Annotated in this window: 20 protein-coding genes; 4 read left to right on the forward strand and 16 right to left on the reverse strand. The window is 43.1% G+C overall.

Translation table 11 applies throughout. From position 1 onward, the window contains the following. Positions 1–163 precede the first annotated feature (163 nt). Complete coding sequence (locus tag ACOJQI_RS18075) at positions 164–2,314, forward strand: cell division protein FtsA (protein ID WP_421380561.1); 2,151 nt, start codon at positions 164–166, stop codon at positions 2,312–2,314. A gap of 65 nt (positions 2,315–2,379) precedes the next feature. On the opposite strand, the gene ytxJ is transcribed toward ACOJQI_RS18075, so the two are convergent. From ytxJ to ACOJQI_RS18090, 3 genes are read right to left on the reverse strand one after another with little or no spacing between them, the layout of a single operon-like run. After that, a complete protein-coding gene (gene ytxJ / locus ACOJQI_RS18080) occupies positions 2,380–2,697 on the reverse strand; it encodes a bacillithiol system redox-active protein YtxJ (protein ID WP_421380563.1) in 318 nt (105 codons plus the stop codon). Between the two features lie 56 nt (positions 2,698–2,753). Then, complete coding sequence (locus ACOJQI_RS18085) at positions 2,754–3,254, reverse strand: YtxH domain-containing protein (RefSeq protein WP_421380565.1); 501 nt, start codon at positions 3,252–3,254, stop codon at positions 2,754–2,756. A gap of 28 nt (positions 3,255–3,282) precedes the next feature. Continuing rightward, positions 3,283–3,795, reverse strand: a complete 513-nt coding sequence (locus ACOJQI_RS18090; RefSeq protein ID WP_421380567.1) for a DUF948 domain-containing protein — start codon at positions 3,793–3,795, stop codon at positions 3,283–3,285. A gap of 299 nt (positions 3,796–4,094) precedes the next feature. Between ACOJQI_RS18090 and ACOJQI_RS18095 the strand changes: the two genes are divergently transcribed. After that, positions 4,095–5,210: an aminopeptidase gene (locus tag ACOJQI_RS18095; RefSeq protein WP_421380569.1), complete on the forward strand. Its 1,116-nt coding sequence runs from the start codon at positions 4,095–4,097 to the stop codon at positions 5,208–5,210. 73 nt (positions 5,211–5,283) lie between these two features. On the opposite strand, the gene ACOJQI_RS18100 is transcribed toward ACOJQI_RS18095, so the two are convergent. The 11 genes from ACOJQI_RS18100 to ACOJQI_RS18150 all read right to left on the reverse strand — a co-directional run bounded on the left by ACOJQI_RS18100 (position 5,284) and on the right by ACOJQI_RS18150 (position 17,466). Then, positions 5,284–6,297 (reverse strand): hypothetical protein, encoded by a 1,014-nt coding sequence (locus tag ACOJQI_RS18100; protein WP_421380571.1) that lies wholly within the window; start codon positions 6,295–6,297, stop codon positions 5,284–5,286. Beyond that, positions 6,290–6,841 (reverse strand): sigma-70 family RNA polymerase sigma factor, encoded by a 552-nt coding sequence (locus ACOJQI_RS18105; RefSeq protein WP_421380573.1) that lies wholly within the window; start codon positions 6,839–6,841, stop codon positions 6,290–6,292. The genes ACOJQI_RS18100 and ACOJQI_RS18105 overlap by 8 nt, the downstream gene beginning before the upstream one ends. Positions 6,842–7,038: 197 nt before the next feature. Then, entirely contained in the window at positions 7,039–8,349 is a 1,311-nt protein-coding gene (gene murC, locus ACOJQI_RS18110) for a UDP-N-acetylmuramate--L-alanine ligase (protein ID WP_421380575.1), read from the reverse strand. A 197-nt stretch (positions 8,350–8,546) separates the two neighbouring features. Then, positions 8,547–9,212: a hypothetical protein gene (locus ACOJQI_RS18115; RefSeq protein ID WP_421380577.1), complete on the reverse strand. Its 666-nt coding sequence runs from the start codon at positions 9,210–9,212 to the stop codon at positions 8,547–8,549. 13 nt (positions 9,213–9,225) lie between these two features. Then, on the reverse strand, positions 9,226–10,329 hold the full coding sequence (locus ACOJQI_RS18120; RefSeq protein WP_421380579.1) for a nicotinate phosphoribosyltransferase: 1,104 nt from the start codon (positions 10,327–10,329) through the stop codon (positions 9,226–9,228). Positions 10,330–10,510: 181 nt separating this feature from the next. Beyond that, positions 10,511–13,378, reverse strand: coding sequence for a DNA translocase FtsK (locus ACOJQI_RS18125; protein WP_421380581.1), 2,868 nt, complete (start codon positions 13,376–13,378; stop codon positions 10,511–10,513). Between the two features lie 219 nt (positions 13,379–13,597). After that, the gene (gene ytpR, locus ACOJQI_RS18130) at positions 13,598–14,203 is read right to left on the reverse strand and encodes a YtpR family tRNA-binding protein (RefSeq protein ID WP_421380583.1); all 606 of its coding nucleotides are present in this window, start codon (positions 14,201–14,203) and stop codon (positions 13,598–13,600) included. Between the two features lie 2 nt (positions 14,204–14,205). Next, the gene (locus tag ACOJQI_RS18135; RefSeq protein WP_421380585.1) at positions 14,206–15,012 is read right to left on the reverse strand and encodes a DUF1444 domain-containing protein; all 807 of its coding nucleotides are present in this window, start codon (positions 15,010–15,012) and stop codon (positions 14,206–14,208) included. A gap of 425 nt (positions 15,013–15,437) precedes the next feature. Continuing rightward, complete coding sequence (locus tag ACOJQI_RS18140) at positions 15,438–15,749, reverse strand: thioredoxin family protein (RefSeq protein WP_421380587.1); 312 nt, start codon at positions 15,747–15,749, stop codon at positions 15,438–15,440. A gap of 1 nt (position 15,750) precedes the next feature. Next, a complete protein-coding gene (locus ACOJQI_RS18145) occupies positions 15,751–16,767 on the reverse strand; it encodes a PTS transporter subunit IIC (protein ID WP_421380590.1) in 1,017 nt (338 codons plus the stop codon). Positions 16,768–16,953: 186 nt separating this feature from the next. Continuing rightward, positions 16,954–17,466 carry a hypothetical protein gene (locus ACOJQI_RS18150; RefSeq protein WP_421380592.1) on the reverse strand — a complete coding sequence of 171 codons (513 nt, stop codon included), beginning with the start codon at positions 17,464–17,466 and terminating at the stop codon, positions 16,954–16,956. A gap of 179 nt (positions 17,467–17,645) precedes the next feature. Between ACOJQI_RS18150 and ACOJQI_RS18155 the strand changes: the two genes are divergently transcribed. Further along, positions 17,646–18,092, forward strand: a complete 447-nt coding sequence (locus ACOJQI_RS18155; protein ID WP_421380595.1) for a YtoQ family protein — start codon at positions 17,646–17,648, stop codon at positions 18,090–18,092. A gap of 62 nt (positions 18,093–18,154) precedes the next feature. On the opposite strand, the gene ACOJQI_RS18160 is transcribed toward ACOJQI_RS18155, so the two are convergent. Both ACOJQI_RS18160 and ACOJQI_RS18165 read right to left on the reverse strand, forming a co-directional pair. Then, entirely contained in the window at positions 18,155–18,679 is a 525-nt protein-coding gene (locus tag ACOJQI_RS18160; protein ID WP_421380597.1) for a DUF84 family protein, read from the reverse strand. A 64-nt stretch (positions 18,680–18,743) separates the two neighbouring features. After that, positions 18,744–19,817, reverse strand: coding sequence for a M42 family metallopeptidase (locus ACOJQI_RS18165; protein WP_421380601.1), 1,074 nt, complete (start codon positions 19,815–19,817; stop codon positions 18,744–18,746). Positions 19,818–19,987: 170 nt separating this feature from the next. Here ACOJQI_RS18165 and ACOJQI_RS18170 point away from each other — a divergent pair, with 170 nt between their 5' ends. Further along, positions 19,988–20,302: a hypothetical protein gene (locus ACOJQI_RS18170; RefSeq protein WP_421380603.1), complete on the forward strand. Its 315-nt coding sequence runs from the start codon at positions 19,988–19,990 to the stop codon at positions 20,300–20,302. Positions 20,303–20,312 lie beyond the last annotated feature (10 nt).

Raw genomic sequence — 20,312 nt, forward strand, 5'->3', positions numbered from 1 at the left:
GATACATTTTTTATAATAGGATTTATTATAATGGAATGTAAAGTAAAAGTCACGGAAAACACTTTATTCTTTCAACGCATTCACGCATTAAAGTATTTAGTGGTTTCCGATTCAACTTTCAATCTCTGAAATAAATTGAAATAGATTAAAGTGGGTGTATAAAGTGACCGAGAATAAGAAGATTTTTGCACTGGATATCGGTACCCGTTCAGTGGTGGGTATTATTTTGATAGAAAATGAACAGAAACAATATGAGGTCATTGACATTCTTTCAAAAGAGCATAAGGAACGGGCAATGCTTGATGGGCAGATCCATGATGTTCCTGCGGTGGCAGCCGTCATTTCTTATATAAAAGCCGAGATGGAAAAGAAGCATGGCCCCCTCCACAAAGTATGTGTAGCGGCGGCCGGAAGAGCTTTGAAAACTGAGGTTGCAAGTGCCTCCATCTCCATTTCCGGCAAGCCGCTTTTGACAAAAGAAGATGTCCTTAACTTGGAACTCAGTGCTGTCCAGCAGGCACAGGCAATTGCCGCTCAGGATACAGATAAAACCTATCATTATTATTGTGTTGGATACTCGGTTCTATATTATAAATTGGATGGTGAGGAGATTGGCAGCCTTGTCGATCAGCAAGGAGATACAGCCACGGTAGAGATTATCTCCACATTCCTGCCAAAGGTTGTCGTTGAGTCCCTTCTGGCAGCATTAAACAGGGCTGGGCTGGAAATGGATGCATTGACACTTGAGCCAATTGCAGCCATAAACGTTCTTATCCCCGCTTCAATGAGAAGGTTGAATGTGGCATTGGTCGATATTGGCGCCGGCACTTCCGATATCGCTTTAACGGACAAGGGAACCATCATCGCATTTGGAATGGTCCCGACTGCAGGCGATGAAATAACAGAAGCCATCAGCGATGCTCTTCTTCTGGACTTCTCGCTCGCCGAAAAAGCCAAAAGAGATTTAATCAATCAGGAGACCATTACGGTGTCAGATATACTCGGTTTTGAAACAGAGATTTCCCGTAAAGAGACAGTAGAAAAGATCTCACCTTCCATTAATCATCTGGCGGAAGAAATAAAAGCTGAGGTTCTCCGACTCAATAATGGAAAATCCCCAAAAGCAGTGATGCTTGTAGGCGGTGGCAGCCTGACACCCGAACTGCCTGAAAGATTAGCCAGTGCTTTGCAGCTGCCGGTTAACCGGGTAGCAGTCCGCGGCATCGATGCCATTCAGGACCTGAAAATCGTTGATCAGATATCCAATGGACCTGAGCTCGTGACACCGATCGGGATTGCCATCGCAGCAAAGAAGGCACCTGTCCAATACGTGACAGCCCATGTGAACGACCAGCCTGTCCGGTTATTTGAAGTGAAGGAATTGACTATTGGAGACTGCCTGCTTGCAGCCGGTCTAAAAATAAACAAACTTTACGGCAAACCAGGAATGGCCATGATCATCTCAGTAAACGGCCAATCCATCACACTTCCAGGCAAACATGGAAATGCACCGACGATTATGATAAATGGGCAGAAAAGCACAATTGACCAACCTATTCAAAATGGAGACAGAATAACGGTAACGAGAGGTGAAAACGGGGAAGCACCAGTCATCAGGATCTCGGATTTAATTGAAACCCAGCCTAACATTTCTTTTACATTAAATGAGCAGCCTTATTCTATTGACATGAATGTAGAAGTAAACGGCAAACCGGCAGCCATGGATGTCATCGTGAATGACAGGGACAGAATTGAAATGGAGCCGCTTCCTTCTGTAGAAACTGTATTAAAACGGACAGGACATGAAGACCTGCTTCCACTTTTAAAGACTTTCCATATCGCCATCAATGAAAAAGAGACATTCATACCTGCCTTCTCTGGAAGAATCACCATAAACGGAAGAGAGTCCAGACTGTCGACAGTCGTCAAAAACGGGGACGTCATAGAGATGAAAAAGGCAGAAGCCCCGACACTCAAAATGATCATGGATAAAAGACAAATGCAATTAAGTGATAAAATCAAGGTGTTTTTTAATGATGAGGAGCTCGAGCTTTCCAAGCAAATCACTGAGGTCTTTCGCAATGGAGATAAGATTGATGAAAACTGCCTGATTCATTCAGGAGATAAATTAACAGCAATAGCTAAAGAAACAGGAGCATTTATATTCCAGGACCTCTTCCGCCATGTTGAAATTAATATGCCCTCCAATGCCCAGGGGAAATTCCTGCTTTTGAAGAACGGGGAAGAAACCACCTTTTACGAAAGCATACAGACAGGGGATAAATTAGAAATCCGCTGGCCGCTATCTGTATAAGCCATAGAAATGCCCATCAGCAAAAAAGCCTGAAGGTTTCTACACCTTCAGGCTTTTTGTGGGTCTTATAAACTTTTCAATTCCTGGCTCTTGATGTTCCAATGGGAGTCATTCCAAACCGGCTTCCCTTCCTTGAACAGGAAGGCCTGTGGAGACTCATGCTTGATTCCGAATGTTTCCGAAATGTGATTAGACAAGTCCCTGGATTCCTGGACAGCCAAATAATAGGCATCCTCTTCTCCCGTTTCTTCAGCAAACTTTTGATATTCATCAAAAGCACTGCCGCTGATTGGGCAGGTTAAGCTGTGTTTAAGGAAAAAGAATTTCTCTTTTCCTTCAAGAAGCTGGTTGAATTCTTCAATCGTTTCTATTTTTTTCAACATCCTTGCCCCTTTCAGCAGAAAACGGTGAGGCAGCTGCCTGCCTGCACCATCCTCCATTATTGATGGATAGATTGCTCAGTCTCATCAAAAGCTTTCTTTGTTTCTTCAAGTCTTTGATTAAGCTCCTGAGCATCGTTTTGCTCTGTTTCAACAGGAAGCTGCTCTTCTCCTTCAGTTTCACTGCTATCATTATTATTGCTTGATTTCACTTTGTTAACCAGACTATTGGATTGGTCCTGAACAGTCTTTGTAATTCCTGATGTTTTTTCTTTAGCTGCAGCAGCAAGTTCATTTCCACGCTCCATAGCTGTATCTCTCCACTGGCTGCTTTTTTCCTTTAGCGTACCTGCATGTGTATTCAGGTCCTCACGAAGCTCTTTCCCGGACTTTGGTGCAAGGAATAGAGCAGTAGCCGCTCCTACGATTCCGCCAATCAAGGAACCGATCAAGAAGTCTTTAGCATTGATGCTGCCTTCATGAGTATTGCTGCTGCCTCCGTTTGGATGGCCATGGCTCACCTGATTTTTGTAAACATCATTTTGTTGTTGTTGTGTCATCGTAACATCCTCCCCTGAATTAATATAATTAATTTTGTCTTGCTCTTCGGATCATCTTCTCACGTCTGTCCATCTCTGCAGAAGCTCTCGCCTCTTCAGCGGCATAAGCATTTCTTGTTCCATGATAAGGCTTCTCTTTGGTCTTCCACTTATCACGAAGCTCCATAGCTGCTTTTCCCCACTGAACAACCTGAGAAATTTTTTCTTGATTCTTCTCTAAATTAGTTGAAATCGATGTTGTCACCTTTTTTACGGAAGAGTTCAAACCTTGAATAGAACTGCCTACATCTTTGACAGCATAGACAACCGTATTCAGTTCCTCTGATTTCTGCTGGATATCCTCCGCAAGCCTGTTGGTCTTATGTAGGAGATCCGCAGATTCTTTTGTCACTCCCTGTAATTGTGTTTCCAAGCCGTCTAAGGTATGGGAAACACTATCTAAAGTCGATTGGACCGACTTAAGGGTTTTGGTCAGACTGATTACCAATACGAGGAACGCAATAGCAATTACAGCCACACTCAAATATAAAATTATTTCCATTCCTTGAGCACCTCCTGTTTATAGCAATTCTTTACCCGGCACTAAGTGTCCTTAAACACTAGTTTCTCCATCAAAGCGTGAATATCCTGCCTGATTCCATCAGTTTATTATATCCATGTTTGGTTTTTTCTATAGAGAGAGGGTTTGTGTTTTGAGCCAGGCACCACTTTACGACATTCAACTAAAATACAATCTTCATATATAAAAATAATTCATTTTTCGGTTACAATATAATTAGGTTTTAAAAAAATCCCTTTGCTGCCCACAGTGAAGGACCCTTACTTAGGAGGAATACATATATGAAAGACCCTCGTATTGAAAAGCTGGCGAGAAATTTAATCCGTTATTCTGTCCAGCTGCAAAAAGGTGAAAAAGTATTGATTGAAAACTTTGGCTTGCAGCGCGAGCTTGTGACTGCCCTCGTCAAGGAAGCCTATGAAGCAGGCGGTTTTCCATTTGTATCACTGAAGGACCATACAGTGGACCGCTCGCTGTTGATGGGAGCACAAGAAGAGCAATACGAAATGATGGCTGAATTTGAAGCCAATGTCATGGAAAAGATGGATGCTTACATCGGTCTGCGTTCCGGAGACAACATCAATGAGCAGGCGGATGTCCCTGATGAAAAGATGAAGATCCAAGGTAACACGGTAGGTAAAAAAGTTCATCGTGAAATCCGTGTTCCAAAGAAAAAATGGGTTGTATTGAGATATCCGAACGCCTCAATGGCTCAGCTTGCCAAAATGAGTACAGAGGCTTTCGAAGACTTCTACTTCGATGTATGTAATCTTGATTACGCTAAAATGGACAAGGCCATGGACAGCCTGGTTGAATTAATGAATAAGACGGATAAGGTTCGCATTACGGGTGAAGGAACTGATTTGACCTTCTCCATCAAAGACATTCCTGCCGTTAAATGTGCCGGCCGTTTGAACATCCCGGATGGAGAAGTCTATACGGCTCCTGTCAAAGATTCTGTGAACGGAACCATCTCTTATAACACTCCTTCTCCTTATCACGGCTTCACCTTCGAGAACGTGAAGCTCACATTCGAAAACGGAAAAATTGTTTCTGCTGAGGCCAATGATACGGAAAGAATCAATAAGATTTTTGATACAGATGAAGGCGCGCGTTACATAGGTGAATTCGCAATTGGAGTGAACCCGTATATCCTTCATCCAATGCAGGATATCCTGTTTGATGAAAAAATTGATGGAAGTTTCCACTTCACACCTGGTGAATGTTATGAACAGGCGTACAACGGAAACCATTCAAACATCCATTGGGATATGGTCATGATTCAAAGACCTGAGTATGGCGGGGGAGAGATCTATTTTGATGAGGTATTGATCCGCAAAGACGGCCGCTTCACCCTTCCTGAACTGGAGCAACTGAATCCTGAGAACCTGAAGTAAATATGAATAACCCGCAGCTCATTTGATGTGGCTGCGGGTTTCTTTTTTGTGTATTATGGATCGAAATCTCTTTTTATTCTTCAATGTTCATCACCAGTACATCAAATAACTCTTCTCCATCATAAAGAAGGAATGCCCACTCGCCTGGTTTCGGTATGGTCACTGCAGTAGGGACATGGGCATCGGCTCCATTTACCGCTCCGCCTAATTGCATGGTCCATGCCCACCCATTATCCAGGATCGGGTGAACGGTTTGGGATTTCCGATGTAACCCAACCACTGTCAGTTCTGAAGTTTGATTCCCCCATAGATGCCACATCCATTTCTGCGGTGTCAAACTCGGCATATCGGCCCCGATTACACCTGATTTGTTTTCATTGCCAATTATGCCTCCTCTAAAATTATTGGCTTTTCTCTCCCAGTCAATTTCTTCGAAATCATCCTCCTGCACAAAGGCAGGAATATCATCAGGCAGAACGATATCCTGTTTTTCACCAACAGATAAAACAACATCTCCATATACATCGCCGTCAAGAAGAACCTCCAATTTCCACAGCCCTCCGTACGGAATCTCAAAACCTGCGGTAAATCGCTGAAGGCTGCTGTAGCCTGGTGATGGTTCAGTTATCTTTTCAGGAGCTAACACATTAATCTTTTCTCCTGTGTCTTTGTTGAGAGCATTGATTGATATTTTCTTTCCTTTATAGGTTTCAAAAGGTTCTTGGAAACTGAAAATGTATCCAGACCTTCTACCTGCTGTCAGTTCTGGTTCGGGGTATACATTTAAAATCTTAATATTCTTTTCCACATATTCATCTCGAATCTCCCAATTGTCTACCACTGCTGGATTCGAACCTCTACTCTCTAACTCTAAATTCGGCAGCCCATGAGCTGAAAATAAGATAATCATTATTGCTGCGGCGGCCGTTAAGATTAAAAATATCAATCCACTGTTTGGATTTCTTTTTTCCACCGTTTCTGAATGAATGGCTGATTTGATATTTTGTTTTTGGGCTTCTGTGAAGTGATCTCCTTTATGGGTAGTCGCATCCATTGATTTTTTCAAATCTTCAAGCTGACTATTCATGCTTTTCCCTCCTTTCCATTATCTTTCTTAACTTGTTTCTGCCCCTTTTCAATCTGGTTTTGACAGTATTCGGTTTCATTTTCAAAATCTCAGAAATCTTTTCAACTGTGATTTCCTCATAGTAATAAAGAATAATCACTTCACGGTATTTTACAGGGAGCGATAAGACACTCACCGAAAGAAACTCTTCTTCACTGCGTTTAATCGTCATCATTTCCGGTGAGGGTTCATTTGATCGAAAGAGAGTAAGTAAATTTGAATGAACAAATGTTTTTCGGTAAGCGCCGCTTTTTAGAACATCCTTTGATTTGTTTATTGTGAGTCTGTAAATCCAGGCTTTAAAAGAAATGATTTGTTCTATCTTTTCAAAATGGTGATAGCAGGTAACGAAAACATCCTGGACTATATCTTCTGCCAGTTTCCAATCTTTCACATAGTTATAAGCGAGCTTTGTAAGATTTTCACCGTATCCATCCATAATGGCCTCAAGCCAAATATCCCTGCAGCCATTAAAATCCGGCTCATTTTCTGTGACACTCTTCACCTTGTTGTCACCTCATTTTCTTTTTACTGCTAAGACGAATAAGTCTGAAAAAGGTTTCACCTTTCACGAAAATAATTTAACTTTAACACTTTAAAGCAGAAAAAGGGACAGTCCCTCTTCACGCTTTAAAGTGTTAAAGTTGTACAAATTAAAAAAGCTGACAGCCTGTATTCTGGCTGTCAGCTTTTGTGTTCACTTTATTCTACATGGTTTCTGAGTGTTTCCTCATAAGCATTCTGAAACTTTTGGATGTCCCCGGCTCCCATGAAGATCAGAACTCCTTTTTCATGAGCCATCAAAGGCTTTGTATCATGCTCGTCGATGATTTTGGCATTCTCAATTTTATCTTTGAGGTCATCTATTGAGAGCTTCCCATGATTTTCGCGGGCCGAACCAAAAATTTCACACAGATAGACCTGGTCAGCTTCTGACAAACTGTCGGCAAATTCGTTTAAGAATGTCTGCGTTCTTGTGAATGTATGGGGCTGGAATACAGCAATGATTTCCCGATCCGGGAATTTCTGTCTGGCCGCTTCAATGGTCACCTTGATTTCCGTTGGGTGATGAGCATAGTCATCAATCAGGATCTGCTCTCCGATTTTCTTTTCAGAGAACCTTCTCTTGACCCCTTGGAATGTAGCCAGCCTCTCTTTAACAACCTCAGTGTCGATATCCTCATAATGACACAGGGCGATAACAGAAAGAGCATTCAGGATGCTGTGATCTCCGTAGCCCGGAATGGAGAAAGTGGCAAAGAATTCGTTCCTTACAAACACATCAAAAGTCGTTCCCTCTGGTGTTTTATTTACATTTCTTGCCTGGAAATCATTTTCTTCGGCAAATCCGTAGAAAAGGACGGGAACTTTCGCCTGAATCTTCTGCAGGTGTTCATCATCACCGCAGGCAATGATTCCTTTCTTGACTTGCATCGCCATCTCCTGGAATGCCTGAAAAACATCATCCACATTCGCAAAATAATCAGGGTGGTCAAAATCTATATTCGTCATGATGGCATAGTCAGGATGATAGGATAGAAAGTGCCTTCTGTACTCGCAGGCTTCAAACACGAAATACTCCGCATCTTTTTCGCCTTTCCCGGTTCCGTCGCCAATCAAATAGGAGGTAGGCTTCGCCCCTCTGATGACATGCGCAAGAAGACCAGTGGTTGATGTCTTTCCATGGGCTCCTGTCACTGCTACAGATGTGAACTCCTGCATGAATTCACCAAGGAAGCTATGGTATCTAGTGACCGGCAGCTCTTGATTTCTTGCTTCTTCAATTTCCTCATGTGTATCCGGAAATGCATTACCTGCAATAACACTCATATCCCCGCCGATATTATCCTTCTGAAAAGGCAGGATTTTTATTTGAGAATCTTCAAGAGCTTTCTGTGTAAAAAAATACTTCTCTACATCTGAGCCCTGTACTTCATACTCCATATCGTGAAGCACCTGGGCCAACGCGCTCATTCCAGATCCCTTTATTCCAACGAAATGGTATATTGTCATATTAGAACCTCCAACAATCATCTTTCTGTAAGCAGTATATGACATTAATCCATTTTTGCCAGCCTCGGATGGACCCGCAGGCCTGCCAAAAACAGAAATACTTAATGAACCATAACAACTTCAGTATATTGACCGTATTATAATGAAAAGATTATATCATCTTTTTCTTCCAGTGGCTATGAACGGCAAGTACGACTTTATAGTGACTGAGCAATGAACCGTGCGGCATTTTCCTTCAAATAGCTTCTCCATGTAATGCCATGGTCCGTACTCATGTTTTCATAATGGTCCCTAAGACCTTCAAATATTTCTCCATCCTTTACCCTGAAAGGCGGCCCGATTAACATCCCGTTTGAAACTAAAGGAATTTTTCTTATAAAAGCCATGTTCCCGGGTTTCCAGGCTTTTTCTTGAGTATAAGGACACCTGACCATTTCTTTATGCTTATGTAATATATTCTGCACAATTAATGAATTTTCATCGCAATCAAATTCCAGTATTTCCACCGGTTCCCATGGGGCTGTTAGAAACAGGGCGCCAAGCATCCTGTCCGTTTCCTTCATCTGTCCCGACTTCACGTTAAGGAATTGATGGAATACGGTTTTGTTTGCTGCGGTCTTATAATCAAATAACAGCCACTGCCTGAAAAGGGTATCCAAATCGGAACCTGATGGAACACGCTCAAGCGGAAGGGAAAATTTCTTTGAGAATATGAACTTCGCCCTGACCTTTTCCCTGATGTTCGTCTCTCTTTCCAAAAAAAGCAGGCTTTGCTCATACAGATCCTCCGTATGCTTTTCAGCCTGCTGCTGTTTTTTCCGCTTATAAGATGCAAGGTTGATCAGCGATTCTTGTTTCTTCACCCTTCATTCACACCTATTGCCATTCGACTTTTTCCAGACGCTCATTCCATCTGAACTTTCTTCCTGCTTTGGCCTGCGGCTTTCCGTCTAATGTTACATTATCACCGGTGAAGCCGATATTTACTTTCAAAAGGCTTCCTCCGACCCCATACATATCTACAGGTACTTCATTCTCTTCGAAAGATCGTATGCGTTCCTCAGTGAACCCTCCAGACACAACGATTTTCACATGCTGATAGCCTTCTGCATCCAACCCGCGGCGAAGCGCCTGTATCAGCTCAGCGTTGACGCCCCTTGGATCAAAAGTTCCAAGTACCTGCTGGTTTCTGACAAAATACTTATCAATCATTGTCCTGGAAGTATCAACACGGACCCCTTTCAGCTCAGAACCGAACTCCCTTGCCACTTTGAGGGCATCGGAGATTACATCATTATTATAATCAACGAGTGCAATCAATTCATCTTCGGGGAACGTTTCTTTGTATGCCTGGGTAGCTGCGACAATGTCGCCATTGAAAAGCTGGATCAGAGCATGCGGCATGGTACCCATCCCCTGCTTGCCCCACCATTCATTCATTGCATGAGTCGCTTGTGCAGTAGATCCGCCGATGAAAGCGGCATATCCGTCGCCTGCCTGCTGGGTGTAATGGTCATCACGGTCACCCATAAAAATGACCGGTTTCTGTTTCCCTGAAAGCGAAGCTGCTTTCATCAACTTATAAACATTTGTAGCTACCGAGGATCTTCTCGCAAGAATTCCGTCAATAATTCCTTCAAGATAGCCGAAATCCTGATACCTTCCCTTAACTGTAAGAACAGTCTCAAAAGGTGAGATTTTGTCTCCATCTTTTAAAGAGTGGATCTCCAGTTCCTCCGGATTTTCCGCAAATGTATGAAGCAGGGCAATGACTTCATCCGTACCACAAAGAACGGCATGCTCCTTTTGGAAGAATTGCATCGTGATGATTGTATCAGGTTTATACTTTTTTGCGATTTCTCTTGTTTTTAAAAAGTAAACGGCAGAGAACCAGCCTTCTTTGACCCTCTCATCGAACTTGAATGTTTCATTTGTCAACCTTTTCAATTTCCCCTGAAGTTTCAACTGAATTTCTTTCATCCTAAAAGCTCCTTACCATCAACTGTACACGTCTATTAAGTTGTTCGTTTATTTTAAGAATAAGATTTAATTTATCAGACGAAACAAAAAAGTGAAGAACGATACGAACATCCTTCACTTCTTTGCTATTCAGTTACATGTATCTTTTGTGATTTAGTCTGTCTTTTAAGAATACCACTTATTAAATGATTGTACTAGTGTCTTGCAGCTCTCCAAGCTCTCTAGAAGAAATTAACACATCTCTTGGTTTGCTTCCTTTTGCTTCTGATACAATCCCGTGGCTTTCCATCATATCAATCAGTCTGGCCGCCCGGTTGTATCCGACCCGGAAATGCCTCTGAATAAGGGAAGTGGAAGCCCCTCCTTGGTCCACCACAAACTCACATGCTTCAAAAAACAGTTCATCTTCCTGCTCGTCGACCTGAGCTTTTTTCAGCAGCTCATCCTGCTGGAACAAATAATCCGGCTCTCCTTGTTCCCTGACATGATTCACAATTTCATCAATTTCATCGTCAGAAACGAAGGTACCTTGGAGCCGTACAGGCTTCGACGAACCATTCTCAAGGAACAGCATGTCACCCTTCCCAAGAAGCTTTTCCGCTCCACTTGCATCGATGATCGTCCGGGAATCGACTCCGGATGATACGGAAAACGCTATTCTTGTAGGTACATTTGCCTTGATTAAGCCTGTGATTACATCCACCGACGGACGCTGAGTCGCAATGATCAAGTGAATTCCGCAAGCCCTTGCTTTCTGGGCGATACGGCAAATGGCCTCTTCTACATCTGCCGGGGACATCATCATCAGGTCTGCAAGCTCATCAATCACAATGACTAGATACGGCAGCTTCTGGCTCTTCTCTCCATTTCTCTCGGCTTTCACATTATATCTGCTGATGTCGCGGACACCCGCGTGGGCAAATAACTCATACCTTCTTTCCATTTCTTCAACTGCCCATTTAAGCGCTGCTGTAGCAGCTTTAACATCTGTAATAACCGGGCTGACAAGATGGGGCATGCGGTTATAAGGAGCAAGCTCCACCATCTTCGGATCAATCAGCAGCATCTTCAGGTCATGGGGAGATGCTTTATATAACAAACTGACCAATATGGAGTTTATGCAGACACTTTTTCCTGAACCTGTAGCACCCGCAATGAGTCCATGGGGCATCTTGTTTAAATCCGTCACAATCGGCTCTCCTGAGATATCAAGGCCCAAAGCGGCTGTCAACGGCGATGAGCTTTCCTGGAACGGACTGCTTGAAATGATCTCGCTTAGAGCTACCGGGCGGCTTTGTTGATTCGGAACCTCAATTCCAATCGTATGCTTTCCTGGAATCGGTGCCTCGATACGGATGTCCCTTGCAGCCAGACTTAATTTAATATCATCAGACAGGTTCGTGATTTTGTTCACTTTGACACCCGGCTCAGGCTGTACTTCGAATCTGGTTACTGCAGGTCCCTCTGTAACGTTAACAACCCTGGCCCTGACATTGAAGTTTGCGAGTGTGTCATTCAGCAGATTCTTCTGTGTCTCAAGCCACTCACCGCTGGACTCCTTTACTACCGGAGGAGCCAGAAAGTTCAATTGTGGAAAGGCATAGCCTTCATTCTCTAAAGGCTGGCCGGCCAATTCTTCATATTTTTTTATTGAAGTATCATCCACTTGGCTCTTTTCTGCTGTAACCGCCGGCTCTGCGGAAGAAGGAGCAGGTTCAGGTACCTGAGGCTGATTGATTTTCCTTTTGTCCTGCTTCAACATCAAGACGTTGAAAGGAAGATGAGAACGTTTAGAAGACTGTCCTTGTTGAGATTGGTCCTCTTTTACAGTCTCCTCTTCATCTGTTGGAATTTGTTCATCTTGTTCAACATGCCGAGTTTCTTCTGCAGAAGCCTCTTCAGTTTCGATTTCGTCAGAAACTGCAAGGTCCTCTACTAGCGGATTTTGTTCAATGGTTTCTTCCTTTACCTCTTCAGTTGCTGCACTTGCAGTCTCAGTGTCTTCTTCCTGGACCCTTTCAGACCTCATCCCAGCCAGGCGCTTATTCCGGTCCATCATCCGCTTGTCCTGTTTTAGCATCAGGACATTGAACGGAAGGTGCGAACGCTTAGAAGCAGGTTCTGGTTCTGGTTCTGGTTCTGGTTCTGGTTCTGGTTTTGGTTCTGGTTCAGGTGTTGAATCTTCCTGCTGTGATTCCTCTTCGGTCTCATATCCAATTGGCTCTTGCACTTCAGCTGAAGAGGAATAGTTTTCATGTTCTTCAGTTTCTTCGTTATCATCTGATTCCAAGATGCTTTCTTCCATTTGCAGAATGGATGATTCCGTTAGTTCTGGCCCTGGCTCAACATCTGTATTTTTTCCTTCCTGGACTTCCTCTGCTGTCACCATGTCAAACGAAGTTTCTGTATGTACGCCTTGAAACGGCTCCTCTGTATGATGACTTGCTGCAGGATTGGAGATGTTCGATTTCAAGTCGGTATGTTCAGAGGCCGGTTGTACATCAGCATTGTAAGCAGTATCAGATTCTTCTACACTAAGATTCTCTGAGCCTGTTTTCTCCTCTTGATGGAGATTCTCTGATTTCATCCACCCTCTTGGCTCACTATTTTTTAATTCAAATTGGATGGGTTCTTTCTTCTTAACCGGCCTGCTGAAACCATAAATCGGGGAAGGGATTTCAGTCGGTCGGAATGGGCGTCTCGCCGCATCGTCTTTTTTCTTAATTAGCTTTTCTTCTTTCTTTTGTTCTGCTTGAACGTCCCTTTCCTTTTCAACAGGCGCTTCCTCGTTCATGGAAGTACTGCGCCTCTGCCTTCTCTGCTCTGAACGGACAGTTCTTTCTTCCCTGCCGGAATCCCTTTTATCAGGGATGATCGGGAACCGGAATTCACCTTTCGGATAGTGGTAGGATACTTTTGCTTCTATTTCTCTATTTTTATCATTGGGTTTATTCGGTTGATCTATTTGTCTCTCCTCTTGATAAGAGGGGTCATCTGAGTGAATGTCATCTTCTTTTAATCTACCAAACATTTTCTTTAACCAACTCAATTGTTATCACTCTCTCTACTGTAATCACTATTCATTTTAACAGTTAATAGAAAAAATTCGAGTAAAATCACCAGAATGGGAGATTTTGTCCATAATTGGCTTCCTGCTCCATAATCCTATGTAAGTCAAGCTGCTCATGAAAGAGGTGCTTTCCCGATAAAAAAATTGACTCAAGCGGATTAAAATTCTCCATTTGAGTCAATTTTTTTCAATCACTTATTAGAATGAGAATGGTTCTCCAACTTTTGCATCTTCATCAAGTACCAGAATGCCTTTTTCTTTAGGAGCATCTGGAAGGTCCAGTTCCTTGGCTGAACAAATCATGCCTGAAGAAGCCACGCCTCTTAGTTCTGCATCTTTAATGAGCATTCCGCTTGGCATAACAGCTCCGACTTTAGCAACGACTACTTTTTGTCCACTGTCAATATTCGGTGCACCACAAACAATCTGCAGTGTTTCGCTGCCTACATCCACTTTACACACACTCAGCTTGTCTGCATTCGGATGCTTTTCTTTTTCCTGAACATAACCAATTACGAATTTTGGCGAGAAATCCGCCTTTAGTTCTTCGTCGAATCCATTCTTTTGAATCGCTGCGTTGATTTCTTGCAGCTTGTCCTGATTCATTTCAACTTGTCCCTTACCTTCAACGTTTATGTATGATGAAGCGTTAAACAAGTTATAACCAAGCGTTTCGCCAGTCTTTTCATCAAAGATCCTTACTGCGTCACCCTTTTTATCAAATGACTTTTCTCCTTCAAACCCGGGAACCATTGTAATGATTAAAGTATCTCCAATGCCTTCTAAATTGTAAAAAACATTCATTCTTATTTCTCCCTTCCAGATTTACGGTCTTGAGCCAATATAAAAATCGGTTCCAATTCGTTATCTTCATAGAGAAATGATAAAGAAGTAATCGGAACTTTTCCGTTAGTAAAAAAGCTCATTGTCAATTCAGCAAGAATATCATACCCTGTTTCATTGCGGATGTCACCAATTATCAAGACATCTTGATGAGGCACTGAGACCGTCATCTCGCCTTCCACTTTTGATTTCATGTCCTTCAGGAAGGAAGTGTTCAGGATCCGGCTTCCATCATAGCCGTCATTCGTATTTAAGAAGTGAAACACATTGCCGGCAAGTGTATCCTGCTTCAACTTAATCGGAAGGGATCGAAGGTTGAAAAGAGCCGCTTCTTTTACTTTGTCAGGTGTCCAATCCTCCGTTTGCAGCAATTTCTCATCAATCATCCGGTATGTAGTCCCAAGATCTACAGCATAGTAAATCCGGGTTTCCGCTGTATGTTCTTCTGTTATAAAAGGTACATCTTCATGGGTTTCAGTCGGGAAAGATGTTGAGCGGATCACAGGGAAGATCTTCTTCTCTTTATCAGTTAATGTATGCTGATACCCCATTACCTCCAGGGCTTCTTCCACATAGTAAACCACTTCATCGACTGCCTTATCTTTAGAAACTTCCCATTTTGCCACAATCGGTGCCAGGGTAACGCTGATCCCTTTTCCCGTTTTGGTATTCTCTATACGCAAGACCTCTTTTTCTCTATCAAAAATAAACTTGCGGTCAGGAGAAGAAAGCTTCTCTTCAAGCTTCTTCCTCATTTTCTTTGCATCCATTTGGTTGTCCTCCTCTTCGCCAGGAGCATACTTTAATCGTTCTTATTGTACAATAAAAGGCCTGTGATACAAAATGAAAGGGGATGTTGTGCGGAAAGGGGCAACAGCAGTAAAGGGATTTTTCATTTTAGTAAGGGCAGTTCTTAAACATACTAATATAAAACAGGGTTCCTTCTATAATCCGGTGTTTCCTTCTTAATCACCTGATTATAAACGGAGAGCCTTTCTATAATCCCCTGTTTCCTCCTTAATCACCCCATTATAAGGAGATGTTCACTTTCTAACAGGATGTTTATGTTATCAAACGAAGGCATATTCAAGCATTTGCTTGACAACCCCTGCCTTTAAAAAAATCCCGGGGTGTGCCTGTCACTGAAGATACTAAAAACAGAGGAGCATGGGTGCTCCTCTGTTTTTCAATGATTTTATAGTCCCTGGATGAACTCTTCAATTTGTTCTTTGGTTTTTCTGTCTTTGCTGACGAACCGTCCAAGTTCTTTTCCGTCTTGGAAGGCCACAAAGCTCGGTATGCCGAATACTCCGAGGTCCGCGCATAAATCAATGAATTCATCTCTGTCAACGTATACAAATGTGTATTCTGAGTTGTTCTCCTCGATTTCAGGAAGCACCGGTTCGATCACCCGGCAGTCCGGACACCAGTCTGCGGAGAACATAAAGATGTGCTTTCCGCTTTCCTTCATTGAATTGAATTCTTCCATACTGGAAAGTTTTTGCATGTTATTTTCCTCCTGTACTGATATAAAGCTGGTCAGACTTGATCCAGCCGATTTTTCTCATATAAAAAGATATTACCAGCGTCAGAACCGCAGGTCCAACAATATGCAGGATCAGGATTTTCATCCAGACATCCGGGGAAAAGCCCATGGTTTTCAGCGTCATGATCTGCCCTACGAAACCGCTAGTGCCCATTCCAGCTCCGGCTGCGTTATTTTCCATGACCCACAATGTGGTGCCTATCGGAGCAAGGATCATTCCGGCTAATGTCGGCGGGATCAGTATGCGCGGGTTTCGGACGATATTCGGCACCTGCAGCATGGATGTTCCAATGCCTTGCGCCAGGAGACCGCCAAATTTATTTTCACGGTAACTCATGACCGCGAAGCCGACCATCTGGGCACTGCATCCGATTGTCGCTGCCCCGGCTGCCACACCGCTTAAATCCAGCATCAAGGCGATGGCGGCAGATGAAATAGGAGCTGTCAATGCCAAGCCCATCAAGGCTGCAACAAGAATTCCCATGATTACAGGACGTTGTTCAGTCCCCCATTCAATCCAGCTTCCGAAAAGTACCATGAATTCTCCGATCCACGGGCCGATCAAGGCAGCTACAGTGTAACCGGCTGCTATCGTCACAAGCGGAGTGACGATGATATCAATCCTGGTTGTCTTGCTGACAAGCTTTCCGATTTCAGTTGAAAGTACGGCTGCTACATAAGCTCCAGCCGGACCACCCAACGCAGCACCGGCTGCACCGGTCACCACACCAGCAAATAGAACCAGCGGCGGTGCCCCAAGTCCATAAGCAATGGCAGCTCCGATGGCAGGTCCCATCAGGCTGATTGCCAGGTCTCCCATATCAACAAAGAAGTTAAAGCCGAGCTGCTGCCCAATTGTTTTTATAATAAGTCCGATAATTAAAGATGAAAACAAACCGAGTGCCATATAGGACAGGGCATCAATAAAATATACTTTTGCTGAAGGCTTGACTCCCTGTTTATCCAAAAATTCTTTCATGATTGGCCTCCTTTTTCTATATTCATAAGCAAACAGAACCATTTACTAGTGTAAAGACACATGTAATAAATGTCCACTAAAATTTTCTTCTCTTCCTTTGTCTTCCCTTAATTCCCGTTTATATGAACTTATTTTGACAAAATAAAAACGCCTGATCCCCGATCAAGCGCAAATGGTAATCAACATTTATTTATTTTTCACAGAAGATACGACTTTCATCATGAATTCACTATCATCCACAAGATCATCTTTTACAGATTGTGTGGTCATCTTAATTCCGCCGATGCCGACAGTCACTTCGAATTGATCCTCTTCCACTTCGCGGATCACAAAGTACCCAAACCTGTCCCCTTCATTGAATGTATCCTCTTTGATGATGCTAGTGTCGTCTTGTACAGCCAGCTCATATAGCTGTTCGCTGTCCGCTGCAACGTTTTGATTATAAAATAAAATATAAGTATTATTTCCATCTTCAATAATGACGTTATTAGCATTTTCTTCTTTAATTGAAGCACCAGATGGGAGATGAAACTGGAAATTTTCTGTTTCCTCATTAGCATCATCGACAGGATTTTCGAAAGTTTCTTTCACAGTCTCCACTGCTTCTTCCTGACTTTCCTCCAGCGTTGCACTGCTGCATCCTGCTGTCAGCATTAGAATAAGAATGACAGAAAGCTTGAATATGATTGACTTTGACATCCACATCACTCCTTGCCTAGCAATAGTTCTTTTCTATCATACCCCTCAAAAAGCACTATTGACAACCCTCTATTTATTAATATTCCCCATCTTTCGACAATTCATGAGAGCCTTTCCATTCGTTTACCTTTTCTATTCATGCTAAAATGTAAACAAATGATCTTGTGGAGGTTTTGTATATGGAATTAACGGTCTACTTAGCCGGTGAGATTCACAGTGACTGGAGAAATGAAATTAAAGAAAAGGCCAAAGCTTTGCAGCTGCCCCTGTCATTTGTCGGTCCAATGGAATACCATGAACGCTCAGATAATATTGGAGAAGAAATACTGGGAGAACAGCCGGATGCCGTATTTAAAGATCACGCAGCGTCTGATTTCAACAATCTTCGTACAGAGATTTTAATGCAGAAGGCGGATCTGGTGATCGCCTTATTCGGAGAAAAGTATAAACAATGGAACACGGCAATGGATGCAAGTGCTGCCATCGCCAAAGGGAAGCCGTTGATCTTAATCCGTCCTAAAGAACTTCATCACCCGCTCAAAGAACTTTCCAACAAAGCAAATGTAACGGTTGAAACTGTCAATCAGGCCCTTAAAGCGCTGTCTTATATTTTTGATGAGAAATAAAAAAAGGAAGCCTTGTCAGCTTCCTTTTTTCAATGGAGTGAATATCTCCTAAATCCTATGCGCTAAGACTCCGTTCTCCTGAATTCCCACTGGCCCACAAGCAGCTTGACCGTATGCTTGAACATTTCGTCCCGGTTGACAGCCCCATTTGTAAAAATCCCCATCGCCCCTTCATGATGGCGGATTCCTTCACTCTGGCAGTAATCGTCCATGACCGGACCCAATTCTTCACCCTCAGCCAGTCTTTTGGCAATGGAATCCGGGAGAAGAATCCTGGCACCGCCTGCTATGATAGGATGCTTTCCCTTTTCAACCAGTGCCCCCCAGTTGCAGAGAAACAGGCCATACCCGGTCTGGACCACTCCTCCTTCCAAACCAATGCCGATATGGCCGCCTGACATTTCAAGCACAGCGGCAGCACGATTGATGGCGCCCTGAATCGTCTCTTCATCGGAAAAAGGCTGTTCACTTACACCGGATTCCGTCTTAAAGCTTTCATACTGGATCTCTTCTTTAAGCAATTCAGAAAAACCGCCTTGAACCGCTGCAATTTTTGCTTTGTTTTTTGTCCCAATTCCTACGATCATGGAAATCCTCCTAACCATTGTACAAAAAGAAAGAGAGGTCAGCCCCCTCTTTCACAAATCACTATTAAGAATTTTGAAGAATGCTGTCAATAGTGGAACGGTCACATTCTTTTACAAGCTTCGTCAGTAATTCTTTAGCAGCTGCATAGTCGTCAACATGAATCATTGAAGCAGCCGTATGGATATAACGTGAACAGATACCGATTACCGCACTTGGTACACCTTCGTTTGAGATATGAACACGGCCTGCATCTGTACCGCCTTGAGAAACGAAATACTGGTAAGGGATATCATTGGATTCCGCTGTATCCAGGATGAATTCCCTCATGCCTCTGTGTGTGACCATTGAACGGTCAAGGATACGCAGTAAAGCTCCTTTTCCAAGATGGCCGAATTCGTTTTTGCTTCCTGACATATCATTTGCCGGGCTTGCATCAAGGGCAAAGAAGATATCCGGGTTGATCATATTGGCAGCTGTCTGGGCTCCGCGCAGTCCCACTTCTTCCTGTACTGTAGCTCCGGAATACAGAGTATTTGGCAGTTCCACATCTTTCAGTTCCTTAAGAAGTTCAACTGAAAGTCCGCAGCCATAGCGGTTATCCCAAGCCTTTGCAAGGACTTTCTTTTCGTTTGCCATCGGTGTGAATGGGCAGATAGGCACGATCTGCTGGCCAGGCTTGATACCGATTTTCTTCGCATCTTCTTTATCGTCTGCGCCGATATCAATTAGCATGTTTTTAATATCCATTGGTTTGCTGCGCTGTGATTCATCCAGCAAATGAGGAGGAATGGAACCAATCACACCGGTTACCGGGCCATTATCAGTAATGACCTGAACGCGCTGTGCCAATAGAACCTGGCTCCACCAGCCGCCTAATGTCTGAAAGCGGATCATTCCGTTTTCTGTCACGGAAGTAACCATGAACCCAACTTCGTCCATATGTCCGGCTACCATTACTTTAGGGCTGTTCTCTTTTCCTTTTCTTACTCCGAAGATACCGCCCAATCCATCTTGGATGATCTCATCTGAGTATTTCGTAAGCTCTTGTTTCATAAATTTACGTACCGCATGCTCATTACCCGGTGCTCCAGGCAATTCTGTCAGCGTGCGGAACAATTCCATTGTCTCTTGATTCATAATGGTTAAACCCCTTTATGTATGTATTGATGATATCCTTTTTCTATTTTACAGAACTTTCAAGCGACTTTCCACAAATCTTGCTTAAAATCAGTCAGCCCTTTAAAGTGTACCTTCTTGGAAAGTTTAGTATAATATAATCAGAAATATTCGTTCGAGGAGGAAAAGTAATGAATTGGAAATCGTTTTTACTCGGTGCAGGAGTGGGAATTGCCGGAGGATACTTACTGAAAGAAACGCTTGATACAAAAACATTGCATTCTCCTGAAAAAGTTCTGCAGACAGTCAAAGATGCTTTTAAAAAAGAAGGTCCGATCGATGGCTCCTGGATCGGTATGGTCCCAGAGAGCTATGAAATGTATCCAGTCAAAACCAAAGTATACCGCGGAGGAATATCCCGGCGGCAGGATGGGGAACTGCAGCAGTATGAATTTGTTGCCGACTCCACAAATGGAACTGTTTTGAACATTGAGCAAATATCATAACAAAAACTGA

It is taken from the genome of Bacillus salacetis (assembly GCF_049177075.1).
In the GTDB taxonomy this organism is placed as follows: Bacteria; Bacillota; Bacilli; order Bacillales; family Bacillaceae_B; genus Rossellomorea; species Rossellomorea salacetis_A.